This window comes from Paraburkholderia sp. GAS38, from assembly GCF_050434965.1.
Lineage (GTDB): Bacteria > Pseudomonadota > Gammaproteobacteria > Burkholderiales > Burkholderiaceae > Paraburkholderia > Paraburkholderia phenazinium_A.
The window spans coordinates 226,336-242,138 of record NZ_JBNDJO010000007.1; the positions used below are offsets into that span (position 1 = coordinate 226,336).

At 63.1% G+C, this 15,803-nt stretch carries 15 protein-coding genes; 5 read left to right on the forward strand and 10 right to left on the reverse strand.

Annotated elements, in window-relative coordinates:
• Position 1: 1 nt before the first annotated feature.
• Positions 2 to 907: a LysR family transcriptional regulator gene (locus tag P3T42_RS18730; protein ID WP_074296197.1), complete on the reverse strand. Its 906-nt coding sequence runs from the start codon at positions 905 to 907 to the stop codon at positions 2 to 4.
• A 172-nt stretch (positions 908 to 1,079) separates the two neighbouring features.
• Here P3T42_RS18730 and P3T42_RS18735 point away from each other — a divergent pair, with 172 nt between their 5' ends.
• On the forward strand, positions 1,080 to 2,627 hold the full coding sequence (locus P3T42_RS18735) for an MFS transporter (protein ID WP_429306876.1): 1,548 nt from the start codon (positions 1,080 to 1,082) through the stop codon (positions 2,625 to 2,627).
• A 25-nt stretch (positions 2,628 to 2,652) separates the two neighbouring features.
• Here the strand turns inward: P3T42_RS18735 and P3T42_RS18740 are convergent, their stop codons facing one another.
• Both P3T42_RS18740 and P3T42_RS18745 read right to left on the reverse strand, forming a co-directional pair.
• Positions 2,653 to 2,937, reverse strand: a complete 285-nt coding sequence (locus tag P3T42_RS18740) for a hypothetical protein (RefSeq protein ID WP_074296195.1) — start codon at positions 2,935 to 2,937, stop codon at positions 2,653 to 2,655.
• Positions 2,938 to 3,007: 70 nt separating this feature from the next.
• Positions 3,008 to 3,424 (reverse strand): MarR family winged helix-turn-helix transcriptional regulator, encoded by a 417-nt coding sequence (locus P3T42_RS18745; protein ID WP_074296194.1) that lies wholly within the window; start codon positions 3,422 to 3,424, stop codon positions 3,008 to 3,010.
• Between the two features lie 162 nt (positions 3,425 to 3,586).
• Between P3T42_RS18745 and P3T42_RS18750 the strand changes: the two genes are divergently transcribed.
• On the forward strand, positions 3,587 to 3,985 hold the full coding sequence (locus tag P3T42_RS18750; protein ID WP_074296193.1) for a RidA family protein: 399 nt from the start codon (positions 3,587 to 3,589) through the stop codon (positions 3,983 to 3,985).
• 72 nt (positions 3,986 to 4,057) lie between these two features.
• On the opposite strand, the gene P3T42_RS18755 is transcribed toward P3T42_RS18750, so the two are convergent.
• Positions 4,058 to 5,560, reverse strand: a complete 1,503-nt coding sequence (locus P3T42_RS18755; protein WP_253190070.1) for a TIGR04222 domain-containing membrane protein — start codon at positions 5,558 to 5,560, stop codon at positions 4,058 to 4,060.
• A gap of 264 nt (positions 5,561 to 5,824) precedes the next feature.
• Here P3T42_RS18755 and P3T42_RS18760 point away from each other — a divergent pair, with 264 nt between their 5' ends.
• Positions 5,825 to 7,684 carry an extracellular solute-binding protein gene (locus tag P3T42_RS18760; RefSeq protein ID WP_429306877.1) on the forward strand — a complete coding sequence of 620 codons (1,860 nt, stop codon included), beginning with the start codon at positions 5,825 to 5,827 and terminating at the stop codon, positions 7,682 to 7,684.
• Between the two features lie 59 nt (positions 7,685 to 7,743).
• Here the strand turns inward: P3T42_RS18760 and P3T42_RS18765 are convergent, their stop codons facing one another.
• Entirely contained in the window at positions 7,744 to 8,616 is an 873-nt protein-coding gene (locus P3T42_RS18765; RefSeq protein WP_429306878.1) for a hypothetical protein, read from the reverse strand.
• A gap of 372 nt (positions 8,617 to 8,988) precedes the next feature.
• On the opposite strand from P3T42_RS18765, the gene P3T42_RS18770 reads away from it, so the two are divergent.
• Entirely contained in the window at positions 8,989 to 9,987 is a 999-nt protein-coding gene (locus P3T42_RS18770) for a glycosyltransferase family 9 protein (RefSeq protein WP_429306879.1), read from the forward strand.
• Entirely contained in the window at positions 9,984 to 10,886 is a 903-nt protein-coding gene (locus P3T42_RS18775; protein ID WP_429306880.1) for a glycosyltransferase family 9 protein, read from the forward strand. The genes P3T42_RS18770 and P3T42_RS18775 overlap by 4 nt, the downstream gene beginning before the upstream one ends.
• On the opposite strand, the gene P3T42_RS18780 is transcribed toward P3T42_RS18775, so the two are convergent.
• The 5 genes from P3T42_RS18780 to P3T42_RS18800 all read right to left on the reverse strand — a co-directional run bounded on the left by P3T42_RS18780 (position 10,883) and on the right by P3T42_RS18800 (position 15,677).
• Positions 10,883 to 11,146 carry a hypothetical protein gene (locus tag P3T42_RS18780; protein WP_074296189.1) on the reverse strand — a complete coding sequence of 88 codons (264 nt, stop codon included), beginning with the start codon at positions 11,144 to 11,146 and terminating at the stop codon, positions 10,883 to 10,885. The two genes, P3T42_RS18775 and P3T42_RS18780, sit on opposite strands and share 4 nt — an antisense overlap.
• A 430-nt stretch (positions 11,147 to 11,576) precedes the next feature.
• Entirely contained in the window at positions 11,577 to 11,732 is a 156-nt protein-coding gene (locus tag P3T42_RS18785) for a DUF3309 family protein (protein ID WP_074296188.1), read from the reverse strand.
• A gap of 135 nt (positions 11,733 to 11,867) precedes the next feature.
• Positions 11,868 to 13,463, reverse strand: a complete 1,596-nt coding sequence (locus P3T42_RS18790; protein ID WP_429306881.1) for an SH3 domain-containing protein — start codon at positions 13,461 to 13,463, stop codon at positions 11,868 to 11,870.
• An 89-nt stretch (positions 13,464 to 13,552) separates the two neighbouring features.
• Positions 13,553 to 13,996, reverse strand: coding sequence for a hypothetical protein (locus tag P3T42_RS18795; RefSeq protein ID WP_429306882.1), 444 nt, complete (start codon positions 13,994 to 13,996; stop codon positions 13,553 to 13,555).
• A 148-nt stretch (positions 13,997 to 14,144) separates the two neighbouring features.
• Positions 14,145 to 15,677, reverse strand: coding sequence for a sensor domain-containing diguanylate cyclase (locus P3T42_RS18800; protein WP_429306883.1), 1,533 nt, complete (start codon positions 15,675 to 15,677; stop codon positions 14,145 to 14,147).
• Between the last annotated feature and the right edge of the window lie 126 nt (positions 15,678 to 15,803).

Below are 15,803 nucleotides of genomic sequence, written 5' to 3' on the forward strand. Positions count from 1 at the left end.
CTCAAGCGCGAATCATCTCCGGAATCTCCGCAACGAGCGCATCGACCGCGCAACGTGTCTTGAGCGGCAGATAGCGGGTCTTCGGCCACACGGCGTGAATGTCCTGCGCACGCACGCCGCAGCGTTCCCTCACGAACGCAAGTTCGCCCGTCTGCACATGGCGGCTCAACAGCCAGCACGGCAACTGCACCAGCCCGAAGCCGGCAATGCCAGCACCCGCAATGGCCTGGACGTCGTCGAGACTCAGTTGCGGCGCGATGCGCAATTCCTGCGGCTGGCCCTCGCCGTCCCGCACGCGCCAGGGCGCCAGCACACCGCCGCGCGAATAGGCGATGCCGGCGTGACCATGGAGATCGTCGATGTCTACGGGCAGGCCATATTTCGCCAGATACGACGGCGCCGCGCCGATGCTCATATGCTGCACGCCAAGACGGCGCGCGACGAGACTCGTGCTGTCGTGCAGATCGCCGATGCGCACCGCGAGGTCGAAGCCTTCTTCGATGAGATCCACCGCGCGGTCGGTGAACGAGATGTCGATCTGCAACTGTGGGTGCTTGCGTGCGAGTTCGAACAGCACCGGCGCGACGCATTGATGCCCGAACGCGACCGGCACGCTCACGCGCAGACGGCCGCGCGGCTCGGTGCGCTCGCTTTCTAGATCGGCCTCCGCGGCCTCCAGTTCGGCAAGCGCGCGCACGCAACGGTCGTAATAGGCCTGACCGGCCTCGGTCAGTGTCTGGCTACGCGTCGTGCGTTGCAAAAGGCGCACGCCGAGACGCGCCTCGAGACGCGTAATCACCTTGCCGACGGCCGAACGCGTGAGATGCATGCGTTCGGCTGCCAGCGTGAAACTGCCCGCGTCGACGACTTGAACAAAGGTCGACACGCCATCGAGCCGGTCCGTCATATTGGGTCCCCACAGGAATAATTCACGGGAAAAACTCTCGTCAATCGGGAATCTCGTTCCCGATATATTAAACCTCGAAGTCGCGCGAATCGAGTGGCTCTGCATGTGAAGGGCGACCCGCTATGGACGTACGCATGCGCGACAGGACTCTATCCACCTTCCGGCGATATCCATGACGCTCTCCCGTTCTCCAAAAAACGCGCTCGCACTTGCTGCGGTGTGCCTGACCTCACTGATGTTCGGCCTTGAAATCTCAAGCGTGCCGACGATTCTCCCTACGCTTCAAACCGTGTTGCATGGCGATTTCAAGTCCATGCAATGGATCATGAATGCGTACACGATTGCGTGCACAACCGTTTTGATGGCAACCGGCGCGCTCGCGGACCGCTTCGGGCGTAAGCGCATGTACGTCGCCAGCATCGTGCTGTTTGCGATCACCTCGTTGCTTTGTGGACTCGCGCAAAGCACGTCGGTGCTGATCGCGAGCCGCTTTTTGCAGGGCATCGGCGGTGGCGCGATGCTGATCTGCCAGGTGGCCGTGCTGTCGCACCAGTTCCAGGAAGGCCGCGAGCGCAGCAGGGCGTTTGCGGCGTGGGGCATCATCTTCGGTATCGGCCTCGGGTTCGGGCCGATCATCGGCGGCGTGATTGTCGCGGTCTCGAACTGGCAATGGGTCTTCCTGATCCATATTCTCGTCTCGATCGTCGCGTTGGCTTTGGTCTTCGCCGGCGTGCAGGAGTCGCGCGATCCGCATGCGCAGCACCTCGATGTTCCCGGCGTCGTCACGCTCTCGGTGGCGTGCTTCGGCCTCGTGTATTTCATCACGCAAGGCCCGGATCTCGGCTTCGGCAGTCTCGCAGCGCTGAGCATTCTGGCGGTGACGGTGCTGAGTTTCATCGCCTTCCTGGTGATCGAAAAGCGCAGCCCCCGGCCGATGTTCGACTTTTCGGTGCTGCGCATCCGCAGTTTTTCGGGCGCGCTGTTTGGATCGATGGGCATGAACTTCAGCTTCTGGCCGTTCATGATTTATCTGCCGATCTATTTTCACGGTGCGCTTGGCTATGGCAACGTGAGCGCGGGCCTGTCGTTGCTTGCGTACACGTTGCCCACGCTGGTCGTGCCGCCGCTGGCCGAGCGGCTCGTGCTCCGGATCGAGGCTCGCCGGGTGATTCCGCTTGGCATGTTCACGATTGGCCTCGGCTTCATTCTGATGAAGTTCGGCAGCGGCGCGGAGCATGCGGATTGGCTCACGATGTTGCCCGGCTGCCTGTTGTGCGGCATCGGCCTCGGCTTGACCAACACGCCGGTGACGAATACGGCGACAGGCGCTGTTTCGCCGGACCGCGCGGGCATGGCTTCGGGGATCGACATGAGTGCGCGGCTTATTACGTTGGCTATCAATATCGCCATGATGGGTTTCATTCTTCTTGAAGGCGTGCTGTCTTACCTGACGCGCGTACTGCCGGCTACTGTGGATCGCGGGCAGGTGCGTTTGCTCGCCGAAAAGGTCGCTGCCGGCGATATGGCGTTACTGAGTCAAGGAAGCGCGCCGCTTGCCGCAATGGATCCGCAAGCGGCGATCGCTCATGCCGCACTGGTGCATGGCTTCGGGCTTGTGATGCTGTATGGCGGCCTGGGCGCATGGGTCCTGGCCTTGTTTAGCGCTCTCACGTTCGGTCCAGGCTCACGGCAACGCGTGGCTGCGAACTACGTTGGGTAGGCACAAGCAATGAGGCCATCCTCGCCTAGCGTGAGCAAGCGGAGATGGCCTCTGCGAACGCATCCTGTTCTGCCGGGCTCTGAAAGAACGCTTCGAGGCTAACGTGCTCATCGTTCGCGACCTGCTTAAGGCAAAGGGACGTGTTGGCACGGACGCTGGACGGCGCAAACGCGACAGCCATCGCAAACAGCGCAAGCACCACTAGCGTAATCACGATGCCGACCACCCAATGCAGTCGTTCTTTGGCTTTGAGCGCATACCGTTGCGCTGCCTCGCAGGCGGGCATGCCTTGTGTCGCAAGCTTGTCCATTTTCCGATTCCCAATTCGATTAGCAAGACAACCATCTGTGCCGCGCGATTGGCAGCATGAGGCGGGCAGCTTAATCCAGCGCCTTTCTCACGTTCTGCATGCCGGACACAGTGGATTCGAACAGGTCAGGGCCAATTTTCCGGCGCAACGCTTTGGCGATGTCCGCACTGGCCTCGTTGATGGGCCGGTCAAGTGCCTTGCCCGAGCGGGTGGGATACACGCCCCATTCCCTGGCGTCCTCTTCGCCCTGACGGCGCTCGACCAGGTTCTTGTCGCAGAGATTGTCGATCAGACGCGTGGCAGTGGGGCGAGCGATGCCGAGGATATCCGCCACCTGACTGCTCAGACTCCCCGGCGACGCCAGCACGACGCGCAGCACGAACCCTTGCGCCGGCGTCAGGCCAAAGCGGGCATAGACGGCGGTCCACTCGCGCTCGACCAGGCGGGCAAGCGCGACGGAGTTGAAGTAGAGACAATGATCGAACATGGGAGGTATTAAAGCGCAAGATGATTAGCATGGCAACTATTATTTCGAAGGAGAGCGTCAGATCGCCGCAGTCGCTCGTCCGCGATACAAACGGAACTCGTGCCAGAATGCTACCCGCCTGCCAATCACCTGCCACGTATAGCGCATAGAGAAGCCCAACCCATGCCAGACCGCGAAATCATTGTGCCCGAAGCCATGCGTGCGCTCGTTGAGCGCGCGGGTTATGCCCCTGCCGTGAAGGTCGGTCAGCTCCTGTTTTGTGCCGGACAAGTAGGGCGGACGCAAGAGTTGGAAGTCATCCATGATCCTGAGGCGCAGTTCACCGCTTGCTGGGAAAACCTGCGGCAAGTGTTGGCCGCAGGCGGCTGCACCTTTGAGGATGTGGTGGAGATGACCACTTACCACGTAGCGATGAGCCAGCATATGGACGTGTTCCGCGAGGTCAAGAACCGTGTGTTCCCGCGCGGCGCCTGCGCGTGGACGTGTATTGGCGTCTCGGAGCTGGCTCATCCGGGTTTGCTCGTCGAGATCAAATGCGTAGCTGTTCAGCGCGCCGTTTGACGCATCGACGCTTTGACATGAGGCCGTTTCGGCCTTCGTCAATGCCTTGGACGTTAAGCGGTCAGCACGGATTCAGTTCGAACATCCACCACACCCGCTCGAACTGCAATTGCTCGAACTCGAACTGGACGAGTCCGTGGAGGCATCGAACTGCGATGAGCTGCTTATCGCGGGTGAGGGCTCTTCGAGCGCATTCGCATAGATCGACCATGAGGTGCCCTGGAGCGCGACCACGCCGGCGAACGCCAGCTTCCAAAGCGGGGCGTCGCGTCCCGGCTCGCGGTTTGCGTAGCGCGCGCGTTGTGCGTCGAGCGCCGTGCGTCCGGCCTTTGTCAGTCCTCTGCCTCCGAGTCCTGGCAGACGTACCGTCAACAATAGATACGCGGCGAGGAACAGCACCATCGCCATGACCAGGAACGTTATGGGCCGGTCTCGGTTCAAACCGACGATGGTCTTCGCGCAGCCTGTGCCTAGTGTCAGCAAAGCCAGCATGTGGGCCGCGAACCGCAGCTTGCGCATGCTGTGGGGCGCCCATAGCCAACCTTCGGCGCAAAGGTCCCGGCTCAGCGTTGTTTCGCGCATCATCAGGCGCGCGCGGAACGTGGTGTAGTTGGCCCGGCCGTCCTTGCGGCGCCGCAACCATTCGCATTCGTCGACGAAGCGTCCGCCCTTGAATGAGTCTTTGACCGTCACGTAGGGGTGGCGGCTTGCAATCGGCGTAAAACGGATCGCTTCAGACTCGACCAGGGCTAGCGTGGCGACATGCGCCATTCGTGCCGCGCCGCCTGCGAGGAAGGCCACCTCGTCAGGCGGCAACTCGCGCGGGGCGGGTTGATGGCGGCAGATGCCCCATGCATGCCGATGGTACGTGATGCGCTGCATGGCGAAAATCAGCAGCAGCACGCCGGCGCATAGCAGCAGATAGAACTGCAGGAACTGTGGACCGGCGTAGTTCAGCACGTTGAGCTCCTGCGCGTACGCGCAGGTCGCGACGGCGCCGCTCAGCCAGGCTAGCCATGCGAAGCGTGCACGGCGCGGACGCAGGGCAGTCCGGCGGCGCTTCAAACGTTGAGCCAGACCTTCTTCGCCGCGCGCGTGGCTGGGTGCATTACCTGGTGCCGTCTCGTGCTGCACGCGGTTGGTCGACGGACGTGGCCAGATCGTCGCGGGCGGTTCGCTGCCGAATGCGCGCCGGTAGCTGTCGAGCGTCTGCTCATAGAGCCGCGCATAAGCAGCGGCTTCGTCAGGGGCACCATTGCCCGGTGTATGGTGCAGCGGCGCGCAGAGCACCTCGACGCAGAAAACGTCCCAGTATTCGCGGGTGTACTCGAGATGCAGATGCCATGCGGCGTCGATAGCCTTCGAAGGCGTCGCGACATGCCCGCTCGAAACCGCGAGATATGCAAAGCGCTTATATTCGGCGATGACTGCCATGGCGTGCGCATGCGACCAGCCCTCACGCTCGGCGAGGCGTCGGCTGTACGGCATCGGGACGCCGGGTGTATCGGGCGAGTAGGCTTCGAGGCGGCGTTGGAGCGCCTGTTGCTCGACGGTCAGCGGGTCGGGTGCGGACACGGGTCGTTCGGACGACGACTGGCGCGGTGAAGGATGAACCATGGCAGCGGGTGCGCGACGCGAGGCAGGGCCTCAATCGTCAGCGTTCGGTTGTGGTTTGCCGCGATTCTCTCATGAGGCTTGGCGGTTTTGCACCTATCTACTCCTGCCCGAGGCGCCTGTGGGCTAATGCTCCCCCATCGGAAGAGTCCTAAGATATTGGTCGGATTCCGGTTGCTGGAGAAGGCGGCTAAACTTGGCAGCAATTGCCAAGGGAAGGGACTGATGGATCTCAGTAGACGGTTGGCTTGCGTCGCACTACACAACACCATGACCGTGGCTGCGCTGGCTTTGTTCACGATGCCCGTTCACGCCGCATCCTCGCTTGCTCAATTCGGCGAACCGCGTTATCCCGCGAGCTTCACCCATTTCGACTACGCCAACCCAGGTGCCCCCGCCGACGGTACGCTGAACTTCGGCAACTACGACGAACTGCAAAGCTACGATTCGCTGAATCCTTTCCTGCTGCGCGGCGCGCCGGCGCCGGACATCCGCAACCTGATGTTCGACACGCTCATGCAGCGCAGTTGGGACGAGCTCGCCTCGGAATACCCGCTGATCGCCGACGATGTCGAGGTCCAACCGGACCTCGCTTCGGCGACCTTCCACCTCAACCCCGCGGCGCGCTTTTCCAATGGCGATCGCATCACGGCAGCGGACGTCAAGTATTCGTTCGATACGCTCACCAGCCCGCAAGCCTCGCCGCTCTATAACTCCGAGTTCTCGGTCATCAAAAGCGCAACCGTGATCGATGCGTCGACGATCCGCTTCGACTTCAAGCGCGCGGAACGCGACGCGCCGTTGATCGCGGGCGATCTGCCGGTGTTCTCGCCGAAGTGGGGCATGCGGCCCGATGGCACGCGTCCGCCGTTCGACCAGATTGCCAACGTGCCGCCAATCGCGAGCGGGCCCTACCTGATCGAGCGTCGCAAGAACGACAAGGACATTGCCTACCGGCGCAATCCTGACTACTGGGCTGCCGATCTGCCCGCGCGGCGCGGCATGTTTCGCTTCGGGCGCATCTCGTTTCAGCTCTTTTTCGACAACTTCGGACTGCTTGAAGCATTCAAGGCGGGCAATATCGACGTCAACATCGAAGGCAGTGCGACGATCTGGGCGCGCCGGTACATTGGCGAGAATTTCCGTAATGGTCTGCTGCAGAAAGGCACCTTCGCCAACGGTCCCGCGTATATGCGGGGCCTTCTGATGAATCTGCGCCGGCCGATGTTTCAGGACGTGAGGGTGCGCCACGCGCTCACCCTCGCATTCGACTACGACTGGATGAACCGGATGATGTTCTATGACCAGTATCGGCGCTCGAACAGTTATTTCGATCCGGGTTCGTTTGGCGCCACCGGCATGCCCGGTACAAAGGAGCTGGCACTGCTCGAACCGTACCGGGCGAGCCTGCCGCCCGAGGTGTTCGGTCCGATGCTGAAACAACCGTCGACGCTGCCGCCGGATTCGCTGCGCAACAATCTGCGTGAAGCGCGCGATCTGTTGGGCCAGGCGGGCTGGCACTACCGCGACGGTGCGTTACGCGACGCGAACGGTACGCCTATGAGCATCGAGGTACTCGACGACCAACCCGGCATGGACCGTTTGCTGCTGCCGTATATGCAGGCGCTCAACATGCTCGGTATCGAGGCGCATCTGCGCGAGGTCGACAGTGCGTTGTATCAGCAACGGCTCGACAGCTTCGACTTCGATATGACCACGGGAGGCTATCCGCCGGTCACCGTGCCGGGCGTCGAACTGCTGCGCCGCTTCGGGAGTGCCGCCGCCTCGGAGGTAGGCTCGGAAAATACCGTTGGCGTGCATTCCAAGGTGGTCGACGCGCTGATTCACGCCGCGCTAACCGCGACCACGCTCGACGATCTCGAAGCGGCCACCCGCGCGCTTGACCGCGTGCTGGTCAATTCGTACTACCTGGTTCCGGAGTTTTACGCGCCCAATTCGCGCATTGCCTACCGGTCGACACTCGCCTATCCGTCTACGTTGCCGAAGTCCTATCATGACCCGGACTGGGTGATCGACTACTGGTACGTCAAGCCGCACGGCGTTGCAGCGGCGGGGCATAGTTGATGGCACGCTAGCGTGGGTTTCACAGCAGCTTCTGATTCTCTGGCACCGCAAAGCCAAGCCTACCCAGACCGCTTGGCATTGCCGTTGTAATAAGCGAGATTGTCGCTGTTCAGCAGTTTGTCCATATACGGACCGTGCCGCATTAACGGCATCGCCTGCAGGCATTCCTTTTTCCCGCGCAGCCGATCGTCTTGCGTGAGGTCCGGATGGGTTTTCGCCGAAGGTGCGTCTTCGGCGCTCGGCCAATGTTGACAGAACAGGCTAAGCGGCTCGCAGGCATGACGAAAGCGCGGATGGACCGGCTCGCGCTCGGGCATGTTGACGATGCCTCGCGTCCCGAAGCGTTCGACCACTGCCGTATACAGGACTTTCTCGAGAAAATGGTCGTCTTTCACGCGGAGGCCGGACAGGATCTCCAGAAATTCGGGCGTCGCCCTGGCGATGAAAAACTGCGTGGAAAGCGACTTTTTCTCGCGAACGCCATAGCTCGAACCGAACGGCCTGAGCACACCGGCGAGCCGGGCACGCAGCCGCCGTCCCAGCAAGGGCGAGCGTTTCCACGCCGGCACGCAATCCGTACTCCACGAGGAAGCGGCGATGACCGCAGCGGGATTCTCTGCAAGCTGTTCCAGATACCGCTGGATGACTTTCTGGTCGAAGACCCAGGTGTCCGCCTCGAGATGGATCACGTACTCCGCGTGGAAGCGCGAAACGGCAGCACTGACGGAGGCCACCAACAGGTCGAGGGCGCCGGCGGTAAGCGGACGAGGCTCGCGTTTCACCAGCGCGTCCTCGATATAGCGCGTATAGCCCGCATCCGAACAGGCGTGGACCACCGGCCATTTGTGAGCCCAGTTCAGCTTGATGATCTCCATGGAGATGCGCGCGCAATCGATACGATTGAACGAGGTCAGGCACACGACGACTTGCATGATTGAAGGGGCGGGCACCGCCATGGGTCAATTTGACCGGCATAGTGCATGAAGCGCGAGCGGATGCGCTGTCACGACTCTTACCGAAAGTTTCACGGCGCTGCCCGCAAAAGAACCGGCGTCGAAGGGCGCTCGCGAGGCGGAACGGCTTGGGCGCTGGCGCTGCCGCGCGCGCCGTGTGCGGCTCGGCGGAGTGTTCGGAAAGCCGCGAAGAAATGCTTCGAAATCAAACCGGCCGGGTCGCCGGGCAGCCCGGCTGCGCGGTTCGCTCGCGCAGGTCGTCAACCGAAATATGCGGCAAGACTTCGAAATCCGTCGTCTACCGATTGTGTGGCAACATGCGGTCGAATCTACTTAGGCTGGATTGAGTGTATGGCGAACGATCAGACGCGACAGGCGAATCGCACCGATTCGATCGGGGGCGGCGTACCTGACGTTCACCTCGCCGCGCGCCGCGCCGCGTTCATCATGTCGCCTGCCCTCGGCGATACGCTGAACCTGTTGATCGTTGCGCACAATCTCTCGCTCGCAGGCTGGCAAGTGGACGTCTTCGGCGACCACGCCCACGCGCTTGCCGAGTGGTTTCCCCGTCTGCGCATCGGGCCCGCTCTGGCGCCGGACCGCGCCCGTAGCGTGCTGGCGAACTATCTCCATGTCATCCAGATGCATCGTGACCGGCCGCTCGCGCAGGTCGGCGACTGGCATGCGGGTTTTATCGATTTGCACGAAGTTGAGTACGCGAAGAATCCTTATTGCATGGCGAAGCGTTTCGCCGATTTTGCTGCAGCGCGTTTCGAGCTTTACGACGCGGTGACGTCGAACGGCATGCGTCCTCCTGCCGGTTTGCGGTTTCGCAAGCACGCTTCACGGGTGGCGATTCACCCCGAGGCCAGCACGCCGGATAAGCGCTGGTTGCCGCAGCGCTTTCTCGAACTGTCGCGCCGTCTGCAAGCCGGTGGCCTGCAGGTTGAATTCGTGGTGGAAACGCGCGAGCTTGCCCGTTGGGAGACGCTCGCCGGCGAACTGCCGCCGCTGCGTTCGTTCGCCTCGTCGGCGCTGCTGGCGGAATGGCTCTACGAATCCGGCTGGTTTATCGGTAATGACTCGGGTGTAGGACATCTGGCGTCGTCGCTCGGCATCCCCACCTTGACGCTGTTTCGCCGCCGCGGCGTGGCGCAGCGCTGGCGTCCGGGTTTCACGACCGGCGACATCGTCTTGCCGTCATGGTGGGTGCCGACGGCAGGTCTGAAAGAGCGCTGGTGGCGCGAGAGCATTACGGTCGAACGCGTGCTGAACGCGTTTCGTGCGCTGCGGTTGCGCGTGACAGGGCAGCCGGCGCAGATGGGCTCAACGGAGATGCAGGAAAGATGAAGGCGAAGCTCGAAGGTGCCGCGTCGATTGCTGTGGTGATGCCCACGGCCATTGGCGACACGCTGTTGATGATGGTGCTGGTGAACAACCTGATCAGGAACGGTTATCGGCTCACCGTGTTCAGTTGGGTGGTGAAGGATCTGGCCGACTGGTTTCCAGGTATCGACGTACGCAGCGAGTGCGAACAACAGGCCGCCGCGGGGCAATTCGAGCTGGTGATCCAGTTGCGCGCAACGCCGTGCGGCAAGGCGCTTGCTGCGAGCGGCGAGGTCTGCGAGATCGTTGGCTTCGACGCCTTCCAGGTGCCCGGGCATATGATCGACATGATCGTCGCGGTGGCTCGCGATGAGTTCGGTCTGGCCGACATCACGCGCCACAACGGCATCACCGTGCCGAACTGGATTCGCTTTCGCGCTTACGAGCGGCGCGTGGCGATTCATCCGACCGGCAGTCACATCGAGAAAATGTGGCCGCGCAAAAAATTCGTCGCGCTCGCGCAGAAGCTCGTGCAACGCGATTTCCAGCCCACCTTGCTGGTCGCGCCTTGCGAGCGGCAAACCTGGCTGATGGACAAAGATGCCGCGCAACGGCTGCATTCGTTCGAGCGGCTGGCGGATGTGGCCGCGTGGATCGCCGAGTCCGGCTGGTTTATCGGCAACGACTCCGGGCTCGGCCACCTGGCGTCCGCGCTGGGGGTGCCGACGCTCTCGCTGTTCATGCGCCGGGGCATCGCGCGCACGTGGCGGCCCAACTGGGGACGCGGCGCGATTGTGCTGCCCTATAACCTGTTCGTGGTCGGTGCGCTCAAGGAGCGTTACTGGAAACTGGCGCTGACCGGCAGCAGCGTGCTGCGCTCGTTCGACCGCCTGCGGCTCGAAGAGGATCCGCGCGGAAGCTAACGACGGGCGCGAATCGCGACACGCGCGGGGCCTTCTTGCGGTGTCGCGTCTGGACTCGATGGACGTGAGACCTCAAGTGCGCCGAGCAAATGCTCCAACCGGTTGATGCGGTCTCGCTGCTGCGGCACAACCGGGATCTTGCGCAGCGCATTGAGCCGGCCGCGCCAATAGCTGAGGGGCGGGACGGTATGGGTCGCCGAAAGATGGGCGAATACGTATTCAAGGTGCAGGAGTTCCAGTTCCACGTCATGATGATTCATTGCTTCTCCGTGGTGGTTTAGTTATTCGAATGGCGCGCCGCGCCGCTCGTGCGTCGTTGCTTCGCCCCCCGGCGTGGATCAATCGTTGATCAGTTGCTAGACATTCGCCCGGCGGCTACTAGTTTTCTTCGCAGTGCTGTTCATTTCCGGATCCTCCAGAAATTAGGTCATCGACACAAACGGAAGTCCGTCTGCTCACGCGTTTCGGCCGCAAGCAGCGTGCCGCGTCGAAACGGGCCGGCGAGTGGGTGGCGTTGCACGCCGAAGGCACGGTCCGGGCTGAGGTCGAACTGACGCGTGGCTGGACGCCAGCTGCGGGGCGGGATGAGACGGGCGGGGGAGTGGCAAACGGGGAAGCTGACCGCCAGTTTTACAAACGATGCGGTCAAACTGGCGGTCCGCGTTCTGCGAGCTACGTCGTCGCTTCAGCCTATATCTGTCCCATGACGACCAGGACGATCACGACGATGACGACAATCCCGATGGTGCCCGTCGGCGCGTAGCCCCAGGAACGGCTGTGCGGCCATGCGGGGAAGGCGCCGACAAGCAGCAGGATCAAGACAATCAGAAGAATGGTTCCCAACATAACGCCTCCGAATATATGTGATGGATAGTCACAGGGGCCGGAGCCCCTCGCTTGGAGACGTATGCTGCAATTCGCATGCCCGCAACGCGGCAGGCATGGTCAGGCCGCCTTGGCAGCCGCTGAGGGCCCGGCGATTCAGCCGGCAGGATTGTCGTCGTCGGGTTGAACGGGCGTGCCTTCAGCCGGCGCGCCGATGATGCTGATCTGGAAAATCGGCGTCGCGGCGAGCGATTGCAGGCTCGGGTCTTCGGGGATATGCGCGAGCAGCGGGAAAATCACCGAGCCGCCGATCACCGCGCGCCGGCTGTTGTCCGCCGGACGCAAGCCCCACACGTCCTGATAGACGAGCGGCACCACTTGACGATCGCGCGTGGTGTTGCCCAGATACAGCATCACGTGACCGCCGATATAGATCAGCGTGCGCATCGGCACGCCATGTTTCGTGAGGTAGTCGATGCGTTGTTCCGGCGTGGACGAAGACAGATCGGTCATGCGCCCGGCGCTCATCTGCGTCGACGAATGCCGCGGCAGCCAGATGCCGAACGCAGCGAAGATGCTTTGCGTTTCGGACGAACAGTCGTTATAGAAGCCGGTATTGCCCCAACCGTATGGTCGCCCGATCAGGGCCTTGAGCAGCATCGCCAGATGACGTGGCGTGGCGGCGAGCGGCGCGTCGGCGATTTGCGTGTCGCCGAGTTGCGCGATGCGGGCCACGGCATTGCCGTTTTCGTCGCGGGCGGGGACCATCACGACGCGCTGGGCCGCGCTATCGCCGGGCGCGACCGGCAGCAAGGTGCCGGCGGGCGCGTCGAAACGGAATGCGCCCTGGCTGTCGCGCACGGGCGCCGAGGCCACGATGACCGCGGTGAGTCCATTGCGCGCCGCACTGCGCCAGATGTCGACGAACGCGGGGCTCACCAGCGCAATCTTGTCGCTGCGCACCCAGCCCTGCACATCCGGCGTCTGCACGTAGTACCAGCCGCCGTCGACGCTGCTGCCCAGCACGTAGAGCGGCGTGCCGGGGCGCGCTGCCGAGACCTGCAGGTTGTCGAACGGGTAACCCTCGCCGGCGAGGCGCCGGTCGTAGAACGACGGGTCCATGGTCGGCAGTTCGCGTACCAGGACGTTGCCGGTCGCAATGGCGCGGTGCGCGGCGGCATAGGTGGGCGCGCGCTCGAACTGGCCGACGTCCATGTTCTGTGCAATCGCATCGATCCACGTCTGCGTGTGTGGCCGGAAATTCTGGCCGTAGCCGATCTCGTCGGCGGCCTTGCCGGTGTTGTCGAACCAGGCAAGACGGCGGCGCTGCAGCGCGGCGATATCGGCGCCGCCGTTGCGGTACACACGCGTCTCGACGTAAGCGCGGTTCCACGGCGAAGCATCGTCCGCAGCGGTGCCGAAGTAACGCGCACGCAGCGCTTCAAAATGGGTGCGTTGGTCTGCGGCGCTCAGAAACGGTTGATCGTAGTTTGCGCCAGCAGGATCGATCCAGTGATCGACGTTCTGGTCGTAGGCGTCCATCGGGAACACGCTGACCGGATCGATGCGCGCCTGCTGCCCGGGCAGCGAGGACGACGAAGACGGAGGTGTGGCGCACGCGGCCAGCGCGATGCATAGCGCGGCGGTGGACAGGCGCGTCAGGACGCGGGTGTGAGCCCACGAAAGCGGTAGGCCAATGCGGCGCGGAACGGGAAGAGCGGCTTCGAAACGGGGTGACGCGGCAAACGGCATGGTGCTCGACGGTGGGTGGCCAAGGTGCAGATGATACGACGGTCTGCGTGCCGTCGGACGAATTGCACCTTGGTCCGCGAGCGCCGGAACTACTGCGGCTGATTCTGTGCCGGCGGCGCATCGGCGCCCGGCCTGTCGCCGTGCGGTACGCGGTTGGACGCGGCCACATCTTCGGCCAGGCTCAGGCGCAGCGTCGCGATGGCCTGATCCGGGTTCGACGGTTTCAGTTGCTCGCGCGCGAGCGAGTCATAAACGAAGTGCCGCAGCATCGGATCCTGTGTCTTGTTCAGCACGTCGTGGTAGACGGCGATGATGTCGCTTTCGTGGCCCGTCATCGCGTACAGCCGGCGCAGTTGTTCGAGATCGTTGACGACCGCGAAGCCGGGACCGTGCGGGGGCATGAGGTCGTCGTGCGGCGGCTGGCCGTGGTCTTGCGCGGGCAAACGGGGCGGGCCGTCCTGCTGTGCGAAGGCGGACGAGGTGGCGGCGGTCAGGAGCGCAACCAGTGCCGCGCTCAGAAGGGTCTTTTTCATGTTGTCGATCCCGTCGGGTCAGCGTTGGCGCGACAGTGCGCCGAACATAACCACACGATAGTCGACGCCGCCTTCTGCAGGGTTACGGAAATCTGAAAGTAACTTACACAACCTTGCAGAAGCGTACGCCAACAGCGTATCGCACAACTTAGAGATCGACGGGTGCGGCTGGCGCCACACGATTGCGGCCGGCGGTTTTCGCCGCATATAACGCGGCGTCGGTGCGTCGCATGAAAGCGTCGAGCGAGGCGTCGCCCGCCTGGCCCGCCGTGCCGCAGCCGATGCTCACGGTGAGCGCCGGAATGCGCCGTACCCCCTCGGCGTGATGACATACCTCGATCTCGCGGCGAATCGCTTCCGCGACGTTAAGCGCCCCGCGTTCGCCCGTATCGGGCAACACGGCCACGAACTCTTCGCCGCCGTAGCGCGCCACCAGGTCGCCGGGGCGTCGCAGGTGGCGTTCGAGACCGGCGGCGATACGCTTGAGCGCCTGATCGCCGACGGCGTGACCGTGCTCGTCGTTGTACTTCTTGAAATGGTCGGCGTCGATGAACAGCACCGACAGTTCGCGTCCGGTTCGCTGCATGCGCTGCCATTCGGTGAGCAGCGCCTTGTCGAGCGTGCGCCGGTTGTTGAGACCGGTCAGCGAATCGGTCTGCGCCATGTGTTCGAGGCGCGACTGCATCGCGGTGCGGTCGCGCAAGGCGAACGCCAGCAGCCAGATCACCACCACAAAGGTCGCGCTCACGAACAACGCTGACGCACCGACGATCTCGGAGCGCCCCTTCCACTCGGCGAGCATATCGTCTTCTGCGGGGGCGACCGCTGCGATCAGCGTCGTGCCGGGAATGCGTGCGAAGGTGTAGAGCCGCGTCCTGCCGTCCACGGGCGACACCGCTTCGTACGATCCGCTTTTTCCCTCGAGCATGCGGCGAAACATCGGCGAGCGCAGCACGACAAACTGCGTCGGGCCGTCGAGCGCCGGGCTGCGGGCCACCAGGGTTCCGTCGTTGCGGAGGATGAGGGCGATGCCGTGCGTGCCGACGTCGAGTTTGTCGAGTAGCTGTTGAAAATAGTCGAGGTCGATGGCAACCGCGGCGATCCCGCCGAACGAGCCATCCGCTTTCTCGATCCGGCGGCTGAGAGCGATCGACCCTGCGTGGTTTCGCAGGCGCGAGTGGTACGGCTTGGAGATATAGAGGCCGAGGTCGCGGCTCTGTTCGTGGACGTAGAAATAATCGCGGTCTGCAAAGTTGGCCTGAGGCGGCGTGCCTGCACCGTACTCGACGACGTTGCCATCTTCGTCCAGGGCGGTTACCGCGCTGATATAGCGCGCCGTTGCCGTGCGCTCGAACAGCACTTTATGCCGTATGCCGGGGTCGAGATTCATCACGACCGGATCGCGCAAGCCGGCCGCGACCGCCTGGAGCGAGAGATCCGCGAGTTCGAAATTATGCTGGACGTCGCTGCTCAGAATGGAAATGACGCTGCGCGAGGTGTCGCGCGCGTGATCGATCGCGTCCTGGCGGCCGGCCGCCAGCGTGACGAGCGTGAGACCCACGGCGCCCAGCGACAGCAGGGTTCCCAGCGCACCGACGGTCAGCGGATGGCGTCCGGCCAGCACGGCAATCCGGCTGATGCGAGCCGCGAGGCCATGGCGCAGATGTTGGAAGCCCCGCACGGGTGGCGGCGGGGCGCGGTCACTGGTTTGCATAGGATCGGATGGGCCGGCTCATGGCGAGCGCTTCACATCTCACGGCTCGACAAGGAAGGTGAAACACCGGTTAGCGAGGCGTGGCGAGTATAT

Coding starts and splice junctions, on each gene's coding strand:
- P3T42_RS18730 (WP_074296197.1), bottom strand. CDS start 907: ATGACGGACCGGCTCGATGGCGTGTCGACCTTTGTTCAAGTCGTCGAC.
- P3T42_RS18735 (WP_429306876.1), top strand. CDS start 1,080: ATGACGCTCTCCCGTTCTCCAAAAAACGCGCTCGCACTTGCTGCGGTG.
- P3T42_RS18740 (WP_074296195.1), bottom strand. CDS start 2,937: ATGGACAAGCTTGCGACACAAGGCATGCCCGCCTGCGAGGCAGCGCAA.
- P3T42_RS18745 (WP_074296194.1), bottom strand. CDS start 3,424: ATGTTCGATCATTGTCTCTACTTCAACTCCGTCGCGCTTGCCCGCCTG.
- P3T42_RS18750 (WP_074296193.1), top strand. CDS start 3,587: ATGCCAGACCGCGAAATCATTGTGCCCGAAGCCATGCGTGCGCTCGTT.
- P3T42_RS18760 (WP_429306877.1), top strand. CDS start 5,825: ATGGATCTCAGTAGACGGTTGGCTTGCGTCGCACTACACAACACCATG.
- P3T42_RS18765 (WP_429306878.1), bottom strand. CDS start 8,616: ATGCAAGTCGTCGTGTGCCTGACCTCGTTCAATCGTATCGATTGCGCG.
- P3T42_RS18770 (WP_429306879.1), top strand. CDS start 8,989: ATGGCGAACGATCAGACGCGACAGGCGAATCGCACCGATTCGATCGGG.
- P3T42_RS18775 (WP_429306880.1), top strand. CDS start 9,984: ATGAAGGCGAAGCTCGAAGGTGCCGCGTCGATTGCTGTGGTGATGCCC.
- P3T42_RS18780 (WP_074296189.1), bottom strand. CDS start 11,146: ATGAATCATCATGACGTGGAACTGGAACTCCTGCACCTTGAATACGTA.
- P3T42_RS18785 (WP_074296188.1), bottom strand. CDS start 11,732: ATGTTGGGAACCATTCTTCTGATTGTCTTGATCCTGCTGCTTGTCGGC.
- P3T42_RS18790 (WP_429306881.1), bottom strand. CDS start 13,463: ATGCCGTTTGCCGCGTCACCCCGTTTCGAAGCCGCTCTTCCCGTTCCG.
- P3T42_RS18795 (WP_429306882.1), bottom strand. CDS start 13,996: ATGAAAAAGACCCTTCTGAGCGCGGCACTGGTTGCGCTCCTGACCGCC.